Source organism: Mycobacterium sp., assembly GCF_040398885.1.
Classification (GTDB): domain Bacteria; phylum Actinomycetota; class Actinomycetes; order Mycobacteriales; family Mycobacteriaceae; genus Mycobacterium.
The window spans coordinates 1-22527 of record NZ_JBBATF010000030.1 but is presented as its reverse complement, the minus strand read 5'-3'; the positions used below and the strand labels follow the sequence as shown (position 1 = coordinate 22527).

Below are 22527 nucleotides of genomic sequence, written 5' to 3'. Positions count from 1 at the left end.
GGACCGAAGTGCCGCATGAACTGGCGGCGCATCGTGTCGTGCTCGGGCGGGTCGGTGACCAGCATGCTCAGATTGCGGGTCTGGGCGGCCTCGGCGGGGTCGAGTTGGACCACCTTCTCGCCGAAGAACCCCGAGGGACTGCGGCTGACGTCGACGCTGATCCGCGGATCGTGCGCCAGCGCAAGGACTTCCGGATACCCGGTGACGACGTAGGTCTTATCCGACACTTTCGCCACCGGCGTCCGGCGGAGCTCCTCGTAGAACGGGTAGGGGTTGGGGCGGTTGGCGAACTTCATCGCCTCGGCCCAGGCGGTTGCGGCGTCCATCTGTGCGCTCTCCTGGCTAATGGCTGCGGGGCCGGAATTCGGCGGCGCGGTCGGTGGGATCGTGTCCGGTGAGCACGACGTCGGGATTGCCGAACGGCTCCCGCGGGTCGGGGAACCGGGCCGGCATGACCTCGTGGTTGGCCGGCCGGTCGAAGCCGGGCGGGGGCGGGGGGAACGGCGCGGAGCGCTCGATGAGTTCGGCGTAGTAGGGCAGCCACTTGCCGTGGTTGAAGGTGACCGCGCCGACGATCCGGCCGTTCTTGCCGTAGGCGGCGGCGAAGCGGCGGTTCTCCGGCGAACCCTGGGTGAACACGATCTCGTCGCCGAACGAGCACACCCCGACGCTTTTGATGTTGACCCCGAATTGGCCGGACCAGAACGACGGCAGCGGCAGGTGCGGGCGGCGGCCCACCTCGAGATTGAGCATGTTGTTGGCGGCCACCTCGGCGCCGGACACCGCATTGTCCCAGTGCTCGAGAGCCAGATACTCGTATCCGTACAGCACGTGCGGGGCGCGCGCGACGTCGCCGGCCACGAAGATGTGGTCGGTCACCACGCCGTTGATGTCGAAGGCGCGGCAGCCCGCGTCGCAGCCCACACCCCACTGCCCGGAGGCCAGTCCGGCGCCCTCGAGCCACTCGACGTTGCGGATCGAACCCAGCGACGGGATCACCACGTCGACCTCGAGCACCGTGCCGTCAGTCAGCGTCGCCGACCGGACGTGACCGGACGCGTCGCCCTCCAGCGACTTCACACCCGTGCCGGTGCGCAGGTCCACCCCGGCATCGCGCATCATCTGGGCGGCGATGTCGCTGATCACCCCACCCAGCGCGCCCTTGAGCGGGCCGCTGCCGCGTTCGGTGACGGTGACCGGCAAATCGAGGTCCCGGCACACCGAGGCGATCTCCGAGCCAACGAAACCGGACCCGATGATCAGCACCCGTCGTGGCTTGGCCTTTAACGCCGCCGACAGGCCGGTGGCGTCCTCGACGGTGCGCACGGTGAAGACCCCCTGCAGCGCGGCCTCCTCCGGGTTGGGCCAGGGCCGGGCCCGGGTGCCGGTGGCGATCAGCAGCCGGTCGTAGCCGACCTCCTCGCCGTTGCCCAGTTTGACCACGTGATTGATCCGGTCCAGGCCGACCGCGGCGACGCCGAGGCGCCAGTCGGCGTCCACCCGGCGCAGCCGCGGCAGCTTGGTGTGATCGGCCGGCACCCAGCCCTTGAGCACCTGCTTGGACAGCGGCGGCCGGTCGTAGGGTTCGTGCGGCTCGTCGCCGATGATGGTCAGCGATCCCTCGAAACCCATGTCGCGCAGCGCTTCCGCGGCGCGCAAGCCGGCCAGGGAGGCGCCGACGATGACGATTCGGCCCTGCGCCCGGAACTTCGCGAGGATCTCGTCGAACGAGTAGACACCACTCACAGCGTGGTCCGGTCTGCCGGCGGATCCAGTTCCAGGATGATGGCCTGCACCGGGCAGGACGCCACCGCCCGCAGCACCTGCCGGCGTTGCGATTCGTCCGGATTCGGGTCGTAGGCCAGGGCTTCCTCTCCGTTGAGCTTGAGCACCTCCGGGGCGAGCGGTACGCATTGGGCGTATCCCTGACATCTGTTGAGATCAACGACCAGTCGCATGGTCACGAGACTAGTGGCGAGGGCGGCAAATGATCAGGGCATGGCAAGACATCCGGCCATCCCGTATCGCCGCGCTGGAACCCTCGAACTCGCCGGCTACCGGGCCGCCGGCGGCTGGCCCGGGTCGGTCGCAGAATTCAGGCCGATATCAGTCGACGGTGACGTGAACGTGGTTGAAGTGATTGGCCACCCGCCACAGCGTGTACCGGACGTTGAAACGCGCGGACTGGCTCTGAATGTCGGCGTTGATGACATCGCCCAGGGCCATGTCCGATCCGGTCATGATGTCGATGGCATGGCCGCTCGGGTGATCCGGGATCGGGTCGGCACGCACCCCACCGATGGACTGCACACCGGGATAGGTGGCCATGATGTATGCGGCCAGCGCCCTCGCATTGGGAATCAGACCACCCATGCCGACCGTCGGGATGGGGTTCGCCAGGCCCAGCGCACTCACGACCGCCGCCGAGGGGGCCATCGCCGCCTGCTCGGCAGGCGGCAACGTCAGGTAGCGGATCTTGGCGTCGGTGATCTGCTTCTGTAAGTCGGCCTGCTTGCGCTGCAGATCGGCGCGCAGGGCGACGGCCTCGTCGACGGTGACCTTGGCGGTGACCGCGGACTCGGCGGAGGCCGCCTCGATGACCTGGGCCTGGCGGTCGGCCTCGCGGAAGTTCTGCATCTGCGCGGCCATCTCGGTGGCCATCGTTCGCTGGATGGCCAGCTTGTCGATCAGGTTCTTGGGCGACGCGGAGGTCAGGAGGGCGGTGAGTCCGTCGGTACGCCCGCCCATGTAGACCGCGGCGGCTGAGGTGTCGACCGCACCCTGATAACCGGCGAGCTGTGCCCTGGCCGCGGTCAGGGCGTCCATATCCGCGGTGTGCTTGGCATCGGCGGCGTCGAGCAGCTGCAGTTTGTTGTCGAGGTCGGCCTTGGCCGCGTGGATGGACCGGCCGAGTTCTTCAGACTGCCGGTGCAGCTCATTGAGATTGACGTCGCCGTCGCGGGCCGGGTCGGCCTGGGCGACCCCGCCTCCCGCCGCGGCGAGGACCGTCAGCCCGACGACCAACCCGACGACCGGTTTGAAGACAACGGAATCGGCCATGAACGCGGGGGGAAACTTCACGAGTCTGCATCCTTTGACTGCCGTCGACGGCTGCTTCGCCGAACTGCTTGTCTAGCTGCGCTGTGTGTGCGCCTAAAGGTCACGGTCAGGTTACGGAAGCGCCATTAACTTTGTCCAACCGAGCGGACTGAGAATTGGCTTGGAATAATCGATGATCAACCTTAGGGCCCCGGCATTTGACGTGGTGGGGGGCGTTCGGGCCGGCCGGGCCCCCAATCGCCCTCGGCGAGCCGACCGCGGCCGTGACTGCCTGAATCACGCGGTCGGGACGTCCCCGAGCGCTAATCTCCAAGCTCGAGACGTCCGGCACGAAGGAATTCCGCCATGTCCAGCAAGAGCACTCCGCACATCGACCCGCAGGGCGAGGAGATCGCCGAGACGATCCTGCTGCCGGGCGACCCGTTGCGGGCGAAATTCATCGCCGAGACCTATTTCGACGACCCCAGGTGCTTCAACAGGGTGCGCGGGATGCTCGGCTTCACCGGCACCTATCGCGGCCGGAAGGTCTCGGTGATGGGAACCGGCATGGGCGTCCCGTCGATCTCGCTGTACAGCTACGAGCTGATCCACTTCTTCGACGTTAAGAACCTGATCAGGGTCGGCAGTTGCGGCACGATTCAGGACGGCATCGACCTCTACGACGTGATCATCGCCCAGGGCGCCTCGACGGATTCCAACTACATCAGCCAGTTCGGTCTGCCGGGGACCTACGCGCCGCTGTCGTCCTACCGGTTGCTGGAGAAGGCCAAACGGATCGCCGACGAACAGGGCCAGCGCAGCCACGTCGGCAACGTCCTGTCGTCGGACATCTTCTACAACGACGATCCCGACGCGCTGGGCAAGTGGGCGAAGATGGGCATCCTCGCCGTCGAGATGGAGTCCGCCGGACTGTTCGCCAATGCCGCGGCCGCCCGGGTCGACGCGCTGGGGATCTTCACCGTCAGCGACAACATCCCCGCCGGCCTGCACACCACCCCGCAGGAGCGCGAGACGGCGTTCACCAAGATGATCGAGATCGCCCTGGAGTTGGCGTGAGCGGGCACGACCGGTCTGGCGCTCGAACCCCAGGCGCCGCGGCTGGACCGATTCACTGCCGTCGTCGGGGAGCAGTCGAGATCACGCCGAGTTCGCGAGTCGCAACCGAGCCAGAAATGGTCCCGTTCGGTCGAGGAACTCATCGGGCCGTTCGATGAACGGCTGGTGCCCGGCGCCGTCGAAGGTGACGACCTCGGCGTCCGGCAGGGCGGCCCGGGCCCGTCGGCCGTCAATCCGCCACGGCAGGATCGGGTCCCGTGTTCCCCAGGCCAGCAGCACCGGGCAGCACACCCCCGCGGCCAGCGGGCGGGCATCGTGTTCGGGATCGGCGAAGCTACGCCACACGTCGGCGAACACCTCCGCGCTGCCGGACGACCGTGAGGCCTCCTCGGCCCGCGCGATCGCCGCGGTGACCCCCGGATTGCGGTCCCGCAGATAAAGCCGGGGAAGCATGCGGTAGGCCCGCGGTGCGACCGCTGCCGAGCCGATCATGCGGCAGGCGATCGTCGTGCCGACCCAGTGCGGCGTGAATCCTCCCGGTGATACGAGCACCAGACCGGAAACCAGGTCCGGGGCGTGCGCCGCGGCGCGCAGAGCGGCGAAACCGCCGACCGAGTTCCCCAGTAGCACATGCCGGCCGCCAAGGTCTGCGAGCACGTCGACGAGTCGGTCGCCGAATCCGACGGCGGTCTCCGCACCGGATCGTGGGCTACGGCCGTGGCCCGGCCAGTCCAGCGCCGTGACCCGCCAGCCGGACTCGGCCAGGCGTGGCGCGATCGCGCCGAAGTCACGGTGGTCACCGCCGTTGGCATGCAGAAGCACCAGCGACGGGCCTCTGCCAACCGTCTCCAGATAGAGGCCCGCTGTCACGACTTCGACAGTACATGACCAAAGGGTCATCTAATATCTCGGTGGGACAATCCGTCGCTTGCGGCGCGCAGCCTGGGGAGCGGCCGCCACGAGCATCTCGACCAGGAACTGCACGATCTCCTCGAACGGCCGGTCGCGGGGAATGGTGCTGCCCAGCAGTCCCTCGAACATGATGTGCGCGGCGTCGGCGACGAGGTCGATGTCGGCGGCCCTGCCCAGGCGGGGGCGAACCACGGCGAGCAGCAGGTCGTCGAGCCAGGCGTGGAACTCCTCGTGCACCCGGGCGACGGCGTCGCTCTCGCCGACCCGGTCATGGGCGTCGATGTGCATTCCGCGGTACCGCTCGGCGGCGGCCAAAACACCGGCCAGGGCCTGCATCGGATCGGCACCGGCGGCCAGCGCGGCGTTCGCCGACTCGCGGGACTCCCCGGCCACCCGCGCCAGCACGGCGGCGAACAGGTCGTCCTTGGTGGGGAAGTACCAGTGGATCGAGCCGGCGTTGACGCCGACGTCCCCGGCGATGTCGGCGACGCTGGTGCCCTTGTAACCGTGGGTTTCGAAGCGCTGCCGCGCCGCGGCGACGACCGCCTCGAGGCGGTCCTCACGCGGGATGTTGCGTCGGTTCGGCGGCACCCCTAGAGGCTAGATCCCTTCTTGACTTTCCATCAAGAACATTCTTGACTGGTAACCAAGAACGTCGGCAGGAGGGCGATGGAGCGCAGCGCGGGGACCCTGGACGCCAACCCCGCGCCGCCGCGCAACCCGCTGCCGCTGCGGCGGCAACTGGCCGTGATCCGGACGTTCAATTCCGGGCCGCAGGTGTTGCGCGACGCCGGCGGGCCGGTGACCCGGCTTCGGCTCGGCCCCCGGTGGCTGGTGCCGGCGGTCGTCGTCGCGACATCGCCGCGCGCGGCCCGCGACATCCTCGGCCGCAGCCCCGAGGAGATGGAGCGCACCAGCATCCACGACGAGATGCGCCATCTGCTGGGGCCCAACCTGTTCGACATGCGCTACCGCAACTGGCAACCCCGGCGGCGCGCCCTGCAACCGGTCTTCACCAAACAGCACGTCCAGCGGTTCGGCGGGCACATGGCCGAGGTCGCCGAGGCCCTCGCGCGACGGTGGCCCGACGGCGCGCGCATCGACCTGGACGCCGAGTCGCGCCGCCTGACCCTGGGGGCGCTCGGCCGCTCGGTGCTCGGCCTGGATCTCCAGTCGCGCACCGACGCGGTGGCCGACCCGGTGCGGACGGCGATCACCTACGTCGCCGACCGCGGCGCCAGTCCCTTCCACGTCCCGCGCTGGTTGCCGACGCCGGCCCGGCGGCGCGCCCGTGCCGCCAGCGCCGCCCTGCACCGGCTCGCCGGGGAGATCCTCGCCCAGTGCCGGGCCGACCCGGACCGCGACGCCCCGCTGGTCCGCGCTCTGATCGCGGCGCGCGACCCGGCCACCGGCAGGGCGCTGTCCGACGCCGAAATCCGTTGCGAGTTGGTCGTTTTCATGCTCGCCGGACACGACACCACCTCGACCACCCTGGCCTACGCCCTGTGGGCGCTCGGGCGCCATCGCCATATCCAGGACCGGGTGCGCGCGGAAGCCACAAGCCTCGGCGAGCGCCCGCTGACCCCCGCCGACGTCCCCCGCCTGGGTTACACCGTCATGGTGCTGCACGAGGCACTGCGGCTGTGCCCACCGGCACCCGTGGTCACCCGGACCGCCACGAGCGACGTCGATGTCGCCGGTTACCGGATCGAGCCCGGCACTGAGTTGGTGGTCGGGATCAGCGCCCTGCACCGCGACCCGGCCCTGTGGGACCGGCCGACGGAGTTCGACCCCGACCGGTTCAACCCGGAGAACTCCGCGGGTCGCGACCGGTGGCAATACCTGCCGTTCGGGGGCGGCCCGCGCTCCTGTATCGGCGATCACTTCGCCATGCTGGAAGCCACCCTGGCGTTGGCGACGATCGTCCGCGACACCGAAATACGTTCGACCGCAGATCATTTCCCGGTCGCGACGCCCTTCACCGCCGTTGCCGCCGGTCCGGTCTGGGCCGTCACACACAGGGTGCGCTCGTGACTACTGACAACCCCCTGCCGCGGCTGCCGATATTCGACGGGACCACACAGCCGCAACACCGGCCGACCCCGGTGAAGCTGACCCTGACGGCGTACCAGGATCGGGCCGCACGGCCGCGGCCGGTTCCCGTCGGGGCCGAGGAGCTCCGGTCACTGGCCCTGCGTTCGGGTGCCGACGACGTCGGGCTGGTGGCCGTCGACCGCGACGACATGGCCGCCCAGCGGGCCGACATCGAGGAGCTGCTGCCGGGAGCGCGCACCGCGATCGCGTTCGTGGTCAAGATGAACCGCGGCAATGTCCGCGCGCCGGCCCGCTCGGTGGCCAACGGCGAGTTCCACCACAGCATCGACGAGACCAACGAGGTGGCGCGCCGCATCACCCGGGAACTGGAGACGCGGGGGCACCGCGCGGTCTGCCCGCCCGGCGGGTTCCCCATGGAGGTCGACCGGTTCCCCGGCAAGATCTGGACGATCTCGATGAAACCCATCGCGGTGGCCGCCGGCCTCGGCCAGATGGGCATCCACCGCAACGTCATCCACCCCCGGTTCGGCAACTTCGTCCTCATCGGGGTAGTGCTGACCGACGCCGTCGTCGCCGACGACCAGCAGGCCCAGCCCATCGACTGGAACCCCTGCCTGGGTTGCAAGCTCTGCGTGGCGGCCTGCCCGGTCGGCGCGGTCAAGACCGACGGCGGCTTCGACTTCGCCGCCTGCACCACGCACAACTACCGCGAGTTCCTCGGCGGCTTCGCCGACTGGGTGGGTCAGGTCGCCGACAGCGCCGGGCGTTCGGAGTACCAGCGGAAGGTGCCGGTCTCCGAGACCGCGAGTGTCTGGCAGAGCCTGTCGTTCGGCGCGAACTACAAAGCCGCCTACTGCATGTCGGTGTGCCCGGCCGGGGACGACGTGATCGGCACCTACCTCGCCGATCGCCGGCGGCACGTCGACGAGGTCGTCACACCGCTGACCGGCAAGACCGAACCGGTCTACGTGGTGGCCGGCAGCGACGCCGAGGCGCACGTACGGGCCCGCTTCCCGCACAAGCAGATCCGGCACATCACCAACGGTCTGGCCCCCGCGACTGTGGAGGCGTTCGTGGCCGGTTCGCCCCTGGTGTTCGCCGCCAAGGCCGCCAAGGACGTGAACCTGCGCGTGCACTTCGCCTTCCGCGGCAGCAGTTCCCTGGAGGCCACCTACGTCATCGACCGCGGGACACTGCAGATCGAGTCCGGCCGGGCCGGCGAACCCGATCTGTCGGTCGATGCCGACGCCGACACCTGGCTGGCGATCACCCGCGGTGAGAGGAACCCGGTCTGGGCGGTGCTCACCCACAAGGTCCGGATCAAGGGCCCGGTCCGTCACCTCAAGACGTTCCAGCGCTGCTTTCCGGTTTAAGTGCCGTCCTGGGGGGACGCGCAGATCCCCGCGACGGCGAAGTCGAGCAGGGACTCCAGCGCCCCGGCCCGCGTCGAACCCGGCGGCAGATGCAGCGCTCCGTCCAGGCACAGCCGGGCGAAGCCGTGCACGGTGACCCAAGCCTTGAGTTCTGCGCCCGGTCGGGCGGCCGCGCGCAGCACGCCGTGGTCGACCAGGTCGTCGAGGGCCCTGCCCAGCAGCGCATACGTGCCGGATTCGTCGTCGACCGGGTCAACCGGCGCATGCGAATCCGCGCGGCCGAACATCACCTCGAACAGTTCGGGGCGGGCCAGGGCGAACTCGACGTAGGCCCGGCCGGTGGCCTTGAACCGGTTAACAGCCAGCTCGGCCGCGTTCCTCCCTGCCCGGGTGGCGCTCATCGCCCGCCGCATCCGCTGACCCAACTGGGCGAAACCATGCTGGGCGACCGCGGTCAGCAGATCGGACTTGTCACCGAAGTGCCGGTAGGCGGCGTTGGCCGAGACCCCGACCTCGCGGGCGGTGGCCCGCAGGCTGAACTCGCCGAGTCCGTCGGTCTCGATCAGGCGAACGGCGGTGAGCACCAGGGCGTTGCGCAGGTCCCCATGGTGGTAGGTGTTCTTGGCCGCAGTCATGGTCTCCATGTTGACAATGTGAACAACCAGAGTAAAGCCGAGGATCTCCGTCAGTGCTCGGCGGCGTGGCGGATTCGGGCACGGGCGTCGCGGTGGCGCACCACCTCGTAGAGCACCGTCCGTTGGCGACGACGGCGAGCAGTGCCACCGACACCAGAGTCCGGCTGCCCGCTCACCGCATCAGACCCGCCCGAGTCCCCCTACGGCAGAACACCTATGAGAGTCAATATATGACATAACATGCCGTGCTGTGCTCGCCGGCTTCGTGGAGGGCCTTACGGCTGGCGGAGCATTGTCGCGGCGGCGATCCTGATCGGAAACGAGCCGGGAAACTCGATGTTGACAGTGTGAACACGATGAGTAAAGTTCACGGCGTGAACATGGAGCGGCCCACGTCCCCAACATCGGCAACTCCCCTTCCCGGATGACGTCCGTTCGGTTTCGGAAGGCTGTCCGATGACCGCCATCTCCGACTTCGTCGCTTCCAAGCGGAGAACGGAAGTTCTCGACCTGACGATGGCCTACTACGAAGTGGGGCAGGGTGATCCGATCGTCTTTGTGCACGGCAACCCCACGTCGTCGATCGTCTGGCGTGACGTCATCCCGCATGTGGCACACCTTGGCCGCTGTATTGCGCCTGACCTGATCGGCATGGGCGACTCCGACAAGCGCCGCGGTGGCGGGGATCAATATCGGTTCGTCGAACATCGCCGGTATCTGGATGCCTTGTTGGAGCAGTTGGATGCCTCCCAGCGGGTGACTCTTGTTCTGCATGACTGGGGCAGCGCGCTCGGGTTCGACTGGGCGAACAGGCATCGGGCGGCGACGTCAGCGATCGCCTACGCCGAGGGCATAGTCCGTCCGTTCCGGGGCTGGGATGAGTGGCCGGACGGTGCTCGCAGAGTTTTCCAGGGATTCCGCGGCGACGACGGCGAGTCGATGATCCTCGATCGCAACATTTTCGTCGAACGGGTTCTGCCCGGCTCGATCATCCGCGCACTGACCGACGAGGAAATGGCGGCCTATCGCCAGCCGTTCGCCGAGCCTGGGGATGGCAGGTGGCCGACCCTGCAGTGGCCGAGGGAGATCCCGATCGGTGGCGAGCCGGCAGACGTCGCCAAGATCGTGGGTGCGTACGCAGACTGGCTGTCGCACTCCCAGTTGCCGAAGTTGTTCTTCAACGCCGAGCCGGGCAGCATGCTGATTGGCGCACAGCGTGAGTTCTGCCGCTCGTGGCCCAACCAGACCGAGATCACGATCAGTGGAATCCACGTCGTCCAGGAAGATTCCGCAGACGATATCGGGACTGCGCTCGCTCGATGGATCCCGCTCGCTCGTGGAGACTCCGCGTGCCGGCCCGCCGCGAGAATCGCGCCGTGAAGGGCCGGCTTGCCCGGCGAACCTGGATGGTCTTGGTCGCGGTCGTCGTCGTCGGACTGGCCGCTTTCGCCGTCTACCGGCTGCAGCGGGCCTCCGGATCGCACGACCACGATGTCCGGACCCCCGGCGGCGTCGCCGACCAGATCGTCCCGTTCAACCCCAAACGGGTTCAGCTCGAGGTGTTCGGTGAGCCCGGGGCGACCGCGACGATCACCTACCTGGACGTGAACGCCCGCCCGCAACGGGTCGACGCCACCGCCCTGCCGTGGTCCTACGACGACTCGACGACCACCCCGGCGGTGCTGGTCAACGTCCAGGCCCAGGGCGACGGCGACAGCCTAGGCTGCCGGATCACCATCGACGGCGCGGTGAAGGTGGAGCGTTACTCGGATGCCGCCTCGGCCTACGTCTTCTGCTTGGACAAGTCCGGGTGAGGCGGGTCGGATGAGCACCCGCCACGGCTCCCCGTCGGCCATCCCGCGCCTGATCCGGATCTTGGCGATACCGATCGCGATCTTCTGGCTGGCCCTGGCCGCGGCCAGCAATGCGCTTGTCCCGCCGCTGGAAGAGGTCGGCCGCATCCATAACGTGTCGGCGAGCGCCCCGGGCGCCCCGTCTCTGGTCGCGGCCAAGCGGGTGGGACAGGTGTTCGGGGAATACGACACCGACGCACTTGTAACCCTGGTGATCGAGGGAGATCAACCGCTGGGCGACGAGGCGCACCGCTTCGGCGACGCTCTGGTCGAGAGGATGCGGGCCGACACCGAGCACGTGCAGCACGTCCAGTACTTCTGGGGCGATCCGCTGACCGCGGCCGGCTCCCAGAGCAGCGACGGCAAGGCCGCGCTGATCCAGGTCTACCTCGCCGGGGACCAGGGCGGAAGTCAGGCCAACGAGTCCGTCGAGGCGGTTCGCGGCATCGTGGCCGACACCCCGTCGCCGCCCGGGCTCAAGGCCTACGTCAGTGGCCCGGCCGCTCTTTTCGCCGACGAGTTCGCCGTCGGCGAGAAGGACCACCTCAAAGTCACCGGGCTCACCTTCGGGGTGATCGGGCTGATGCTGCTGGTCGTCTACCGATCCTTCGCCACCGCGTTGCTCACGCTGGTGGCGGTCGCCGTCCAGGTGGCCGCGGCCCGCGGAGTGGTCGCCTTCCTGGGTCACGTCGGAATCATTCCGCTGTCGATCTACGCGACCAACCTGCTGACGTTGCTGGTGGTCGCGGCCGCCACGGACTACGCGATCTTTCTGTTGGGGCGCTATCAGGAGGCGCGCCAGGCCGGTGAAGATCGGCAGGCCGCCTACTACATCTCCTACCGCGGCACCGCCCACGTGATCATCGGATCGGGCCTGACCGTGGCCGCCGCGGTGTGCTGTCTACGGTTCACCCGGACGCCGTACTTCCAGAGCCTGGGCATCCCGGCCGGCATCGGCGTGCTGGTCACCCTGGTCGCGTCGTTGACCCTGACGCCCGCGGTGATCGTCATGGGCAGCCACTTCGGTCTGTTCGATCCCAGGCGCGCCCCGCGGACCCGCGGTTGGCGGCGCATCGGCACCGCGATCGTCCGCTGGCCCGGGCCGGTCCTCGCGGCGAGCATCGCGGTGGCCCTGATCGGTCTGCTCGCGCTGCCCGGCTACAGCACCAACTACGACGCCCGCCGCTATCAGCCCGACTGGGCGCCCGGCAAAGTCGGTTACGCGGCCGCCGAGCGACACTTCTCGGCAGCGCGGCTCAACCCGGAAGTACTCATGATCGAGACCGATCGCGATCTGCGCACCCCGGCCAACATGATGGTGCTGGAAAGGGTGGCCAAGGCGGTCTTCGGCACTCCGGGGGTGGCCATGGTGCAGTCCATCACCCGGCCGCTGGGCACGCCGCTGGATCACTCCTCCCTCGGATTCCAGATGAGTGCACAGTCCTCCGCGCAGATCAACAACCTTCCGTTCCAGCAGGCCCGCGCCGAGGATCTGCTTGAGCAGGTTGACGAGATCTCGAAGTCGATCACGCTGCTGCAGCGGCAGTACGCGCTGTCCGAGCAGCAGTACACGCTCCAGCAGCAGGCGGTCGCGGCCACCGACGAGCAGGTGACGGCCTTCCGCGAGACCTCCGAGACGATCAAGGAACTGCGCGACAAGGTCGCCGACGTCGACGACTTCCTCCGCCCGATTCGCAACTACTTCTATTGGGAGCCGCACTGTTTCGACATCCCGGTCTGCGCGACGTTCCGCTCGCTGTTCGACGCCCTCGACGGGGTGGACGCACTCACCGATCAGTTCGCAGCGGTCACCGAGAGCCTCGATCGGCTCAACGCCCTCCAACCCCGACTGCTGGCGCTGATCCCCGAACAGATGGCGCTGATCCCCGAACAGATCGCCATCCAGGAGCGCAGCAAGGCGCTGACCGAGTCCAACCACGCCACCCAGTCCGGGCTCTTGCAGCAGGCCGCCGAGGCGCTGAAGAACTCCGACGCGATGGGGCAGGCGTTCGATGAGTCCAAGGACGACAGCACCTTCTACCTGCCGCCGGAGGTGTTCGACAACGCGGAGTTCAGGCGCGGACTGACCCTTTTCCTCTCACCCGACGGCAAGGCGGCGCGGATGATCATCACCCACGACACCGATCCGGCCACGCCGAAGGGCATTTCCCATATCGACCCGATCCGCCAGTCCGCCGAGGAGGCCCTCAAGGGAACGCCACTGGCCGGGTCGAGCATTTACATCGGCGGCACCGCCTCGACCTTCAAGGACGCCCGTGACATCGCGAACTACGACCTGCTGATCGTCGCCGTCGCCGCGATCAGTCTGATCCTGCTGATCATGATGTTCATCACCCGTAGCCTGGTGGCCGCGGCGGTGATCGTGGGCACGGTCGTGCTGTCGCTGGGCGCGTCCTTCGGGTTGTCGGTGCTGATCTGGCAGCACCTGCTGGGCATCGAGCTGTACTGGATCACGCTGGCGCTGGCCGTCATCATCTTGCTTGCGGTCGGATCGGACTACAACCTGCTGGTGATCGCCCGCTTCAAGGAGGAGATCGGGGCGGGGCTCAACACCGGCCTGATCCGGACGATGGCCGGCACCGGGTCGGTGGTGACCGCCGCCGGTCTGGTGTTCGCCTTCACCATGTGCGGCTTCATCTTCGGGGACCTGCTGACCCTCGGCCAGATCGGCACCACCATCGGCGTCGGCCTGATCTTCGACACCCTCATCGTGCGCTCGTTCATGACACCGTCCATCGCCGCACTGCTGGGCCGGTGGTTCTGGTGGCCGCTGAAGGTTCGGCCTCGCCCGGCCAGTGCGATGCTGCGGCCCTACGGCACCCGGCCCTCGGTCCGCGAACTCCTCGCTGCGACCGGCCCCGCCGGGGCCGGTCCGCCTCGGCAAGATGCTGTTCGCTAGCTGCGGATACTTCAGGCCGAAGAAGTGCGCCACCGCCATGCAGCAGAAGTAGGCGACTCCCGCCCACAACCCGATCCGGAGGAATCCGGTGGGCGCTTGGCCGCAGCAATCCGCGGCTGCCGACCGCGGCCGGAATCTTTATGTTGACAGTGTGAACACCAGGGGTAAAGTTCACGTTGTGAACATACGGGCGCGGGTATGAAGCTCGGCGTATTCGGCGCGACCGGCCTCACGGGTGGGCTCGTGGTCTCCCGGGCGCTCGAGGACGGGCACGAGGTCACGGCGCTGGTTCGTGATCCGAGCCGCGTGCCGCTGAGCCATCCGCGACTCACCGTGATCGGTGGCAGTCCCTTGGCGCCGAGCGACGTCGAGCGGTGTGTCCGCGGCGCCGACGCCGTCATCCACTGCCTCGGCATCGGCGGCAAGGGGGACGGCGCGCCGACCTCACTGATCTCGGACTCGGTGCTGGTCACCCTCGCCGCGATGGAGCAGCACGACGTCCCGCGCATCGTGTGCATGTCAAACGTCGGAGCCGGCGGCAGCGGAAGTTGGTTCGCCAACCGCATCGTCATCCCGCTCTTCGTGCGCTGGCTGCGACCCATCATCGAGGACAAGAACCGCATGGAAGCCGGCCTGCGCGAGAGCGCGGTCGAGTGGTGCTCGGTGCGCCTGCCGAACATCAAGGAGGGCCCCGAGCGGCCGCTGCGGGTCAGCCCCGACGGCCGGGGGATCGGCCTGTCGATCACCGCCGCCTCGGCCGCGCGATTCCTCCTCGATCAGGCGACATCCGCCGAAATCGTCCATTCAACACCGAGCATCAGCAACTAGGTGGAGTGAGTGATGACAACCGACAACATCTATCTGCAGGGCAACTTCGCCCCGGTCGACACCGAGGTGACGGCCTTCGACCTCGAGGTGATCGGCCAGATCCCAACGGAACTGGAGGGCCGCTACCTGCGCAACGGACCCAACCCGGTGACACTCGACAAGCCCGAGCAGCACCACTGGTTCGCCGGCACCGGGATGGTCCACGGAGTGCGGCTGCGCGGCGGCCGCGCCGAGTGGTACCGCAACCGCTATGTGCGCAGCCGCGCGGTGCGAGAAGCGCTGGGCGAGAGGGCCACCGCTGGGGATCCACCCGGCGCGCCCAATACCAACGTTCTGGCCTGGGCCGGGGAGACACTGGCGATCGTGGAGGGCGGCGGCCCGCCGGTCCGGCTGGGCTATGACCTGGACACAGCCGGGGTGGGCACGTTCTCGGGGACCCTGCCCGGGGCCTTCACCGCGCACCCCAAGTTCGACCCGCTCACCGGCGAACTGCATGCGATGTGTCACGCCTGGGCGCGGTGGTTCGACCACATCAAGTACGTGGTCGTCGGTGCCGACGGACGGGTGTCCAAGACCGTCGACATCCCGCTGCCGGCAATGGTGATGGTGCACGACATGTCACTGACCCGGAACTACGCGGTGGTCTACGACCTGCCGGTGACCGTCGACGTCAACCTCGTTGGCGCAGGGCGCTTCCCGTTCCGCTGGAACCCGGCCTACACCCCACGCGTCGGCCTGCTGCCGCGAACCAGCAGCGACGCCGCCGACATCATCTGGTGCGAACTGGATCCCTGCTACGCCTACCACCCGATGAACGCCTACGACGCCGAGGACGGCACCGTCGTCATCGACATCTGCCGCTACGACCGGATGTTCGACCGCGACATCCGCGGGCCCTTCGGGGACTGCCTGCCCAGCCTGTACCGCTGGACCGTCGACCCGGTACGACGGACGGTGCGCCAGCAGCAACTCGACGACCGCACCATGGAATTCCCCCGCGTCGCCCAGTCGGTGTCGGCCGGCCGGCACCGCTTCGGCTACGGCGTCGGGGTGGACGACGGCTTCGCACCCGGCGACATCTACAAGCACGACCTGGAGAAGGACACCGTGGCGGTGCACTCCCTCGGGAACGGGCGCGGGTCGGGCGAGACCGATTTCGTGCCGCGCGAGCACCCCGTCAGCGAGGACGACGGCTGGCTGATGAGCTACGTCTACGACGCCACCACCGACCGCAGCGAGCTGATCATCCTCGACGCCCTGGACGTCGAGGCAGGGCCGGTCGCCAGAGTCCCTCTGCCGCAGCGGGTTCCGTTCGGATTCCACGGCAACTGGATCAGCGACCACGCCGTTCGGACCACGAAATGACCGCGCTCAACCGGCGGGTCACGACCCGCCTCGGAGCGCTGGCCGTCGCCGACAGCGGGCACGGTGGGGGCGACGGCACACCGGTGGTGCTGTGGCCGTCGCTGTTCAGCGACCACCGCCTGTATCGTCACGTCACCGAACTGCTCGGCCCACCCTCTGCTCGGCGACAGTGGCGCAGCATCTGCGTCGACGGCCCGGGATTCGGGGAGAGCACCCCGCCGGACGGCGAAGTCCAACCCGAGCGGTATGCCGGGGCGGTGGTCGATCTCCTCGACGAACTGGGTATCGAAACGGCGGTGGTGGCCGGCTGCTCCTGGGGCGGCCAGGTCGCCGCGCACACCGGCGTGCAGTTCCCGCAGCGCACCTCCGCGGTGCTGATGATGAACACCCCGCTGGCGCCCAGCCTCGGCGGGCATCGCATGCTGGTCCTCGGCACCCGACTGATGGGGTCGACGGCGTTCTTCGGCAAGGGCGCCGCCCGGTCGATGATCGCAGCACCCACCAAGCGGGCGCACCCGGAACGGGTGGCCGAGTTCGTCTCGGCCTTAGGCTCCTTCGACCGCGCGGCGGCGACAGACACCGTGCGCACAGTGCTGACCCGTTCCCCCGGCATGTCCGCGGTGCTGCCGCGGCTTCAGGTGCCGACCACCATCCTGTTGGGCGCACAGGACGCGCTGTACCCGGTCGACGCGGCGATGCCGTTTGCAAGTCTGGTGCCCGACGCCACCATCGAGGTCGTACCGGACTGCGGGCACCTCGCCCCGCTGGAAGCACCCGAAGCCGTTGTTGCGGCGCTGGATTCGCTGGCCTCCCGGACCTGATCGCGCCAGGATCACCCCTATGGACCTCATCGAAACCCTCCGCAACACCGGGGCGGTGCGCGAGTTCACCGACGAACCGGTCGACGACGACGTCGTCGCGCGGATCCTCGACACCGCCCGGTTCGCGCCCAGCGGCGGCAACGCCCAGGCCTGGCATGTGGTGGTGGTCAAGGACGCCGGCACCCGAATCGCGCTGCGGGACTTGTACCTTCCAGGCTGGCGTGACTACCTGGCGATGAGCGCGGCGGGCCTGCGGCCGTGGGCGCCGGGCAACGATCCGGCCGCCGAGGAGGCTGCGGTAGCGGCCGTCCCCGCCGAGATCGACGCCGCGGCGGGACAGGGCTTCGCCGCAGAACTCGACCGCGTCCCGGTGTTGATGGCGATCTTCGCCGAGTTGGCGGCGCTGGCCGCGGTGGACAGGGACTTCGAGCGCTACCCGTTCGCCGGCGGCGCCTCGGTCTACCCGTTCGTCTGGAGCATCCTGCTGGCCGCGCACGCCGAGGGCCTGGGCGGGGTGATGACCACGATGCTGGTCCGGACCGAACCGGAAGTGAAGCAACTGCTGGGAGCGCCGGAGCACTGGGCGCTGGCCACCGTCGTCGCCCTCGGCCATCCCGCCCACCTGCGCCGCCGGCTGCGCCGCCGGCCGGTGCGCTCGTTCACCACTCTTGACCGCGCCGACGGGCCGGAATTCGGCGGCCCACAACCACCCGACCGAAAGGCAGACCGATGACAGAACACACCTCGTTGGTGACCGGGGCCAGCAGCGGCATCGGCGAGCAGTTCGCGCTGCAACTCGGGCGGCGGGGTCACAACCTGGTGCTCACCGCCCGCAGCGAGGACAAGATGCGCGCACTCGCACAACGGCTGCGCACCGAGAACCCCCGCATCGAGGTGGAGGTGATCGCCGCCGACCTCGCCGAACCGGGCAGTGGTGCCGCGCTCACCGCCGAACTGGCCGCCCGCGCTCTCGATGTCGACGTGCTGATCAACAACGCCGGCTTCGGGTCGCACAATCCGGTGGCCGAGGAGGACCCCGACAACCTCGCCCGCGAGATCCAGCTCAACTGCTCGTCGCTGGTGGACCTCACCGCCCGCCTGCTGCCCGCGATGCTCCGGCGCGACCGCGGCGGGGTACTCAACGTGGCCTCCACGGCGGCCTATCAACCGTTGGCCACGATGGCGGTCTACGGGGCGACGAAGGCGTTCGTACTGTCCTTCACCGAGGCGCTGTGGGCCGAGACCCGCACCACCGGCGTGCGGGTGATGGCCCTGTCCCCCGGGGCCACCGAGACCGGGTTCTTCGACGTCACTGGCAACAAGGAATTCATGACCCGCGGCCGCCAGTCCGCCGAGCACGTCGCCGAATTCGGCCTGCGGGCCTTCTTCAACGGCCGGGCCCCCAGCGTCATCCCCGGTGTGGCAAATAATCTCGCGGCCACCGGCTACCGGTTCCTTCCGCGCGCGACGATGGCACGCTTCGCCGGGGCGAGGGTGCGGGCTGATCACTGAGAAGGGCGGGGTGAACAAGGTGACAGTCGAGAACATCAATGTTCCCGGCTACACCTCGCAAGTCGACGCCGCGAAGTACGAGGCGATGAGACGCGCCATCCTCGCCGTGACTCCCGCAGAGGCACCCGGCTTGACCGCGAAGGAGATGCTCGACCAGGTGGCGCCCATCCTCCCGCAGACCCTCTGGCCGGGTGGCGAGAAGGCCGGATGGTGGCAGAAGACCGTGCAACTCGACCTTGAAGCCAAGGGTCTGCTCCGCCGCTGCGCCGATTCCAGACCGCTTCGCTGGCATCGGGTTTGACCGCCGGCACTTAGGACGGCGGCCTCAGTCGGGTTGTCGGCGGCGGCCATGGGTTCAGAGATCGAGCACGAATCGCAGGGCCTGATCGACGGCCTGCATACGTTGCGGATCGAGCATTCCCTGGCGAGATAGCAGGCGCTCGACGGCGATCGTCCGCAGTTGGTCGCAGCGAGCGTATGAGGTCCGGCCTAGTCCGCTGCCGTCTGGTTCAAGTGCGACGTGGCTGCGTAATCCATACCGAGCCGTCGTGAGTGGGACGACGGCCACCAAGCCGCCGGGCCCGTTGTTGAGAATGTCGACCGACACCACTACCGCCGGGCGACGAAAGGCCTGCTCGTGTCCAACTGGTTGGCCGAGATCGACGTAGTAGATCTCTCCCCGCCAGATCAAGCCAGCGCATCCCAATCACGGCGTTCGGCCAAGTACTGCTCCCACAGTTCAGGGTCGTTGCGCAGGCGCTGGTAGTCCCCGTTCAGCCCGCGCAGAAACTCCTGCCTTTCAAGGGCGTCGATGGCGGCGTGTACCACGTCGACAACGGAAATCTGCCGGTCCTTCGCCAGCGACTGGAGTCGCTCCGAATCGGGGCGGCGAACACGGACAGTTGTCGTTTCTGCGGCCATGGTCCTAGTGTAGACGATTTGTAGACCTGCGGTAGTCGAGTTTAAGCCGGTCACAGGTCGTCGAGGGTCTGGCCGGCGAGGTCCTCGAGTTCGTGGCGTGGCGCAAACGTCGGAACTCACGTGGCACCCGCGTCCGGGTTAGGCCGACCACCGATCGGTCGTGTGACAAGCTCGTCGCATGAAGATCCTCATGGTCCTCACGTCGCACGACCAACTCGGCGACACCGGCCACCCGACCGGATTCTGGCTTGAGGAGTTCGCCTCGCCGTACTACGTGTTGCGCGATGCCGGTGCCGAACTGACGCTGGCCTCCCCCAAGGGCGGCCAGCCGCCCATCGACCCGAAGAGCCAAGCCGCCGACGCCCAGACCGCCGCGACCAGCCGCTTCGAGGCCGACGAGGACGCCCGCGCCGCACTGGCCGCAACCGTGCCGCTGTCGACTGTCGACATCGCGGACTTCGATGCCGTCTTCTACCCCGGCGGGCACGGGCCGCTGTGGGACCTGGCTGAGGATGGCAATTCAATCGCTCTGATCGAGCAGGCCATCGCAACGGGAAAGCCGGTGGCCGCGGTCTGCCACGCACCGGCCGTGTTGCGCCATCCGAAGGACTCCGCCGGCGTGCCTCTGGTCCGCGGCAAAAGGGTCACCGGATTCAGCAACACCGAGGAGGCCGCGGTCGGGCTCACCGAAGTGGTTCCCTTCCTGGTCGAAGAGATGCTGCGCGCCAACGGCGGCGAGTACCGACGCGCCGAGGACTGGCAGAGCCATGTCGAACACGATGGCCTGCTCATCACCGGCCAGAATCCCGCATCCTCCGACGCCACCGCCCAAGCACTGCTGGCCGCTTGCGGGCGCGGGTCGTCCCGCGATTAGCTGCCGGCCGGTCTGCGCACGACCATCTTGATCGCCGGCTCAAGCCAGCGGCGGTCGGCCTGCTCCCAGTCGACGACGGTGGTCGGCACCGCCAGGGGGTCCAGCCGGCCGGCCGCTACCAAGTCGAGCACCTCGGGCAGGTAGCGGCGGGAATCCGCGCGCGAGGTATGGAAAGTGATGCCGCGGGTGTACATCTCCAGCAGCGGCAGGCCGACCTGATCGCCGAAGTGGATCACCACCGACGTCAGCCGGCCGTAGGGCTCAGTGGAGCGGATCGCGCAGTGCAGTCCCTCGACGGCGAGCGCACCCGCGACCACGATCGGCGCGCGGTCAAGCCGGCGCGGGAACGCACCCTCCAGATCGGTGACGTCGGCGCCCAAGTCCGACGCCGCGGCCAGCCGGGCCGGGTCGCTGTCGGCGTAGCGGATGCGGCCGGCACCGAGGGCCCGTGCGCAGGCGATCGCGTAGAGACTGATCGAGGGTGCGTCGCCGCCGATGATGAGCACGTCGGCACCCGGGCGCCCGCGCAGTCCGTCGACGACGGTGCGGTATGCGTCGACGACGTTGTCGGGGATGGTGGCCAGTGTCATGTCGTCGATGCCCTCCGGCGCGGGCACGAGCATGTGGTCGGCGGCCGGAACCAGGAGCAGATCGGCGACACCGCCGCCGTGTCCGCCGCCGGCCTCGCCGAACCCGAAAGCCGCCCCGGCGCGGGCCTGGTTTGGTTGGCAGGCGGCGTAATGCCTTTCACTGCAGGAACCGCAGACACCGCACGACACCTGGAAGGGCACGGCGACCCGCTGGCCGGGCTGGACGCGGGTGACGCCGGGCCCGACGGCGACGACCTCGGCGGCGATCTCATGGCCGACCGGGTACGGGCCCGGAAAGAGGCCGAACCCGGCCATCGCGGCGTCGAGGTCGCAGCGCGACACCGCCAGCGGACGCACGACAGCCTGGCCGAGTCCCGGTTCGGGATCGGGCGCCTGCTGCCACTCCAGGTGGCCGGGTTGGGTGAGGACGAGGTGTCGCATCGAGGCTTCTCATTTCCTTCGGTGGAGTGCAGCCGAAACTGTGAGATGGTCAGCCCGTCATGCCGAGATAGACCAATAGCCCGCGCTCCAGCTGCAGCATCTCAGTCGTCGTGATCTTGCCGATGTGTTGCCCCAACTTAGACCTGTGGGCCGTGGTGATCTTGTCGATCATGATGCTACTCGGGGCAGTCAGTCCGTTGGTTCTGTTGGGCTGCAATGGGATTCGCAGTAATGGGATATCGACGGTGCTAGTGGTTAGCGGGCAGAAAGTTATTGAGTCAGTGGCGTCGAATCGGTCATCTTGGATGATGAGGACCGGGCGTGGCTTGCCCGCGTAGCCTTGGCCGGCCGAGGCGGTCCAGAGTTCGCCGCGTCTCACTAGTCGGGAAAGTCTTCGTCGCTGAATTGGGAGATCGCGTCTACGAAGGCCTGGTCGTCACTTGCGTTGCTGCTAGCAGCGGCCAGAGCCGATTGCCGATGCGCCTCTGCGGCGAATTCGGGGGCCCGGGTGTCGGGGACCCAGATTTGCAGGGGGCGCAGTCCCTGATCGCGCAGCCGAACCCGGTGTTCAGCGACTCGCTTCCCCACGTCACGGTTGCCCATGGACCTAATGTTACATGTAACTGTCGAACGCGGTGTTCCGCGCGCGGTGCGGCAACACTCGGCTAACCACCGGTGCGGGCGAAAAGCAGGGAATCGCGCCACGACCCCCGGACCGACACGGACACATGGGCTTCAAGGTTCATACCGGCCTTCTTCAGGACCCTTGCCGATGCCTCGAGGCGTAGGCGTGCACCGCGGGCTCGTCGTCGGGGGCGAACTCCCGCAGCGTCAGCCGTTCGCTGACGAGGGGAATTCCGGTGCCGGGGTTCACGGCAGGACGAGCAGTGCCGCGACGACGGCCTCGATCACCAAGCCGGCGATGTTGTCCTTCGACCGCGACCGGTCGACGGCCACTGAAATGGCGCGGGCGACGAATGCCCCGCCCCATGCCGCGCCGAGCACCAGCGCCGCCTCGCGGGTTCCGATCAGCAGAACGGCCAGCCCGGCCCCGATGAACAGTCCCCCGTACGTCGCCCGGAACTCCGAGACACCCAGCGGGCCCGGGAGGTGCAGCCCGATGACCGCGCTGACCTTCCTCGGCCAGATGAGACCAAGGCAGCCCGCGAGGATCGAGATCGCCGCGCCGATCTGTGCGGCGGCGCTCACGGCGCCCTCAACGCCAGCAGCGGAATGCCCAGGGCGGTGAGGAAGATCAGGTTGAACACCGCGTGCGTCGGAAACCCCAGCACCAGCGACATCCCGGTGTCG

At 68.3% G+C, this 22527-nt stretch carries 25 protein-coding genes and 1 pseudogene; 13 read left to right on the top strand and 13 right to left on the bottom strand.

The window, feature by feature from the left end:
- From ADBZ5U_RS04870 to ADBZ5U_RS04855, 4 genes and pseudogenes are all read right to left on the bottom strand, one after another.
- Positions 1–326 (bottom strand): annotated as a pseudogene (locus tag ADBZ5U_RS04870) (cytochrome P450); the annotation flags it as partial.
- A gap of 16 nt (positions 327–342) precedes the next feature.
- Positions 343–1746, bottom strand: a complete 1404-nt coding sequence (locus tag ADBZ5U_RS04865; RefSeq protein ID WP_526262941.1) for an NAD(P)/FAD-dependent oxidoreductase — start codon at positions 1744–1746, stop codon at positions 343–345.
- A complete protein-coding gene (locus ADBZ5U_RS04860) occupies positions 1743–1958 on the bottom strand; it encodes a ferredoxin (protein ID WP_526262939.1) in 216 nt (71 codons plus the stop codon). The genes ADBZ5U_RS04865 and ADBZ5U_RS04860 overlap by 4 nt, the downstream gene beginning before the upstream one ends.
- Before the next feature lie 148 nt (positions 1959–2106).
- Complete coding sequence (locus tag ADBZ5U_RS04855) at positions 2107–3081, bottom strand: coiled-coil domain-containing protein (protein ID WP_526262937.1); 975 nt, start codon at positions 3079–3081, stop codon at positions 2107–2109.
- Positions 3082–3405: 324 nt separating this feature from the next.
- Between ADBZ5U_RS04855 and deoD the strand changes: the two genes are divergently transcribed.
- Entirely contained in the window at positions 3406–4116 is a 711-nt protein-coding gene (gene deoD / locus ADBZ5U_RS04850) for a purine-nucleoside phosphorylase (RefSeq protein ID WP_526262935.1), read from the top strand.
- A gap of 81 nt (positions 4117–4197) precedes the next feature.
- Here the strand turns inward: deoD and ADBZ5U_RS04845 are convergent, their stop codons facing one another.
- Positions 4198–4986, bottom strand: a complete 789-nt coding sequence (locus ADBZ5U_RS04845) for an alpha/beta fold hydrolase (RefSeq protein WP_526262933.1) — start codon at positions 4984–4986, stop codon at positions 4198–4200.
- 30 nt (positions 4987–5016) lie between these two features.
- Complete coding sequence (locus tag ADBZ5U_RS04840) at positions 5017–5619, bottom strand: TetR/AcrR family transcriptional regulator (protein ID WP_526262931.1); 603 nt, start codon at positions 5617–5619, stop codon at positions 5017–5019.
- 78 nt (positions 5620–5697) lie between these two features.
- Between ADBZ5U_RS04840 and ADBZ5U_RS04835 the strand changes: the two genes are divergently transcribed.
- Entirely contained in the window at positions 5698–7062 is a 1365-nt protein-coding gene (locus ADBZ5U_RS04835; protein WP_526262929.1) for a cytochrome P450, read from the top strand.
- Entirely contained in the window at positions 7059–8456 is a 1398-nt protein-coding gene (locus tag ADBZ5U_RS04830) for a 4Fe-4S binding protein (RefSeq protein ID WP_526262927.1), read from the top strand. The genes ADBZ5U_RS04835 and ADBZ5U_RS04830 overlap by 4 nt, the downstream gene beginning before the upstream one ends.
- Here the strand turns inward: ADBZ5U_RS04830 and ADBZ5U_RS04825 are convergent.
- A complete protein-coding gene (locus ADBZ5U_RS04825) occupies positions 8453–9100 on the bottom strand; it encodes a TetR/AcrR family transcriptional regulator (protein WP_526262925.1) in 648 nt (215 codons plus the stop codon). The two genes, ADBZ5U_RS04830 and ADBZ5U_RS04825, sit on opposite strands and share 4 nt — an antisense overlap.
- Before the next feature lie 447 nt (positions 9101–9547).
- Between ADBZ5U_RS04825 and ADBZ5U_RS04820 the strand changes: the two genes are divergently transcribed.
- The 9 genes from ADBZ5U_RS04820 (at position 9548) to ADBZ5U_RS04780 (ending at position 18691) form a co-directional block, all read left to right on the top strand.
- On the top strand, positions 9548–10471 hold the full coding sequence (locus ADBZ5U_RS04820) for a haloalkane dehalogenase (protein WP_526262923.1): 924 nt from the start codon (positions 9548–9550) through the stop codon (positions 10469–10471).
- Positions 10472–10497: 26 nt separating this feature from the next.
- Positions 10498–10905, top strand: a complete 408-nt coding sequence (locus tag ADBZ5U_RS04815; RefSeq protein ID WP_526262945.1) for an MmpS family transport accessory protein — start codon at positions 10498–10500, stop codon at positions 10903–10905.
- 10 nt (positions 10906–10915) lie between these two features.
- Complete coding sequence (locus ADBZ5U_RS04810) at positions 10916–13864, top strand: MMPL/RND family transporter (RefSeq protein ID WP_526262921.1); 2949 nt, start codon at positions 10916–10918, stop codon at positions 13862–13864.
- 198 nt (positions 13865–14062) lie between these two features.
- Positions 14063–14692, top strand: a complete 630-nt coding sequence (locus ADBZ5U_RS04805) for an NAD(P)-dependent oxidoreductase (protein ID WP_526262919.1) — start codon at positions 14063–14065, stop codon at positions 14690–14692.
- A 12-nt stretch (positions 14693–14704) separates the two neighbouring features.
- A complete protein-coding gene (locus ADBZ5U_RS04800) occupies positions 14705–16057 on the top strand; it encodes a carotenoid oxygenase family protein (RefSeq protein ID WP_526262943.1) in 1353 nt (450 codons plus the stop codon).
- Entirely contained in the window at positions 16054–16878 is an 825-nt protein-coding gene (locus ADBZ5U_RS04795; protein ID WP_526262917.1) for an alpha/beta fold hydrolase, read from the top strand. The genes ADBZ5U_RS04800 and ADBZ5U_RS04795 overlap by 4 nt, the downstream gene beginning before the upstream one ends.
- A gap of 19 nt (positions 16879–16897) precedes the next feature.
- Entirely contained in the window at positions 16898–17611 is a 714-nt protein-coding gene (locus ADBZ5U_RS04790) for a nitroreductase family protein (RefSeq protein WP_526262915.1), read from the top strand.
- The gene (locus ADBZ5U_RS04785) at positions 17608–18390 is read left to right on the top strand and encodes an SDR family NAD(P)-dependent oxidoreductase (RefSeq protein WP_526262913.1); all 783 of its coding nucleotides are present in this window, start codon (positions 17608–17610) and stop codon (positions 18388–18390) included. Before ADBZ5U_RS04790 ends, ADBZ5U_RS04785 begins: the two co-directional genes overlap by 4 nt.
- Positions 18391–18400: 10 nt before the next feature.
- The gene (locus tag ADBZ5U_RS04780) at positions 18401–18691 is read left to right on the top strand and encodes a DUF6958 family protein (protein ID WP_526262911.1); all 291 of its coding nucleotides are present in this window, start codon (positions 18401–18403) and stop codon (positions 18689–18691) included.
- Positions 18692–18745: 54 nt separating this feature from the next.
- Here ADBZ5U_RS04780 and ADBZ5U_RS04775 read toward each other — a convergent pair whose 3' ends face one another.
- Both ADBZ5U_RS04775 and ADBZ5U_RS04770 read right to left on the bottom strand, forming a co-directional pair.
- Positions 18746–19081, bottom strand: a complete 336-nt coding sequence (locus ADBZ5U_RS04775) for a type II toxin-antitoxin system PemK/MazF family toxin (RefSeq protein ID WP_526262909.1) — start codon at positions 19079–19081, stop codon at positions 18746–18748.
- Positions 19078–19311, bottom strand: a complete 234-nt coding sequence (locus ADBZ5U_RS04770) for a hypothetical protein (RefSeq protein ID WP_526262907.1) — start codon at positions 19309–19311, stop codon at positions 19078–19080. Before ADBZ5U_RS04770 ends, ADBZ5U_RS04775 begins: the two co-directional genes overlap by 4 nt.
- Before the next feature lie 178 nt (positions 19312–19489).
- Between ADBZ5U_RS04770 and ADBZ5U_RS04765 the strand changes: the two genes are divergently transcribed.
- On the top strand, positions 19490–20185 hold the full coding sequence (locus ADBZ5U_RS04765; protein WP_526262905.1) for a type 1 glutamine amidotransferase domain-containing protein: 696 nt from the start codon (positions 19490–19492) through the stop codon (positions 20183–20185).
- Here the strand turns inward: ADBZ5U_RS04765 and ADBZ5U_RS04760 are convergent.
- From ADBZ5U_RS04760 to ADBZ5U_RS04745, 4 genes are all read right to left on the bottom strand, one after another.
- Positions 20182–21216 (bottom strand): zinc-dependent alcohol dehydrogenase, encoded by a 1035-nt coding sequence (locus ADBZ5U_RS04760; RefSeq protein ID WP_526262903.1) that lies wholly within the window; start codon positions 21214–21216, stop codon positions 20182–20184. The two genes, ADBZ5U_RS04765 and ADBZ5U_RS04760, sit on opposite strands and share 4 nt — an antisense overlap.
- Positions 21217–21265: 49 nt before the next feature.
- Positions 21266–21595, bottom strand: coding sequence for a type II toxin-antitoxin system PemK/MazF family toxin (locus ADBZ5U_RS04755; RefSeq protein ID WP_526262901.1), 330 nt, complete (start codon positions 21593–21595; stop codon positions 21266–21268).
- The gene (locus ADBZ5U_RS04750) at positions 21595–21819 is read right to left on the bottom strand and encodes an antitoxin MazE-like protein (protein ID WP_526262899.1); all 225 of its coding nucleotides are present in this window, start codon (positions 21817–21819) and stop codon (positions 21595–21597) included. Before ADBZ5U_RS04750 ends, ADBZ5U_RS04755 begins: the two co-directional genes overlap by 1 nt.
- Before the next feature lie 267 nt (positions 21820–22086).
- On the bottom strand, positions 22087–22425 hold the full coding sequence (locus ADBZ5U_RS04745; protein ID WP_526262897.1) for a DUF4345 family protein: 339 nt from the start codon (positions 22423–22425) through the stop codon (positions 22087–22089).
- Between the last annotated feature and the right edge of the window lie 102 nt (positions 22426–22527).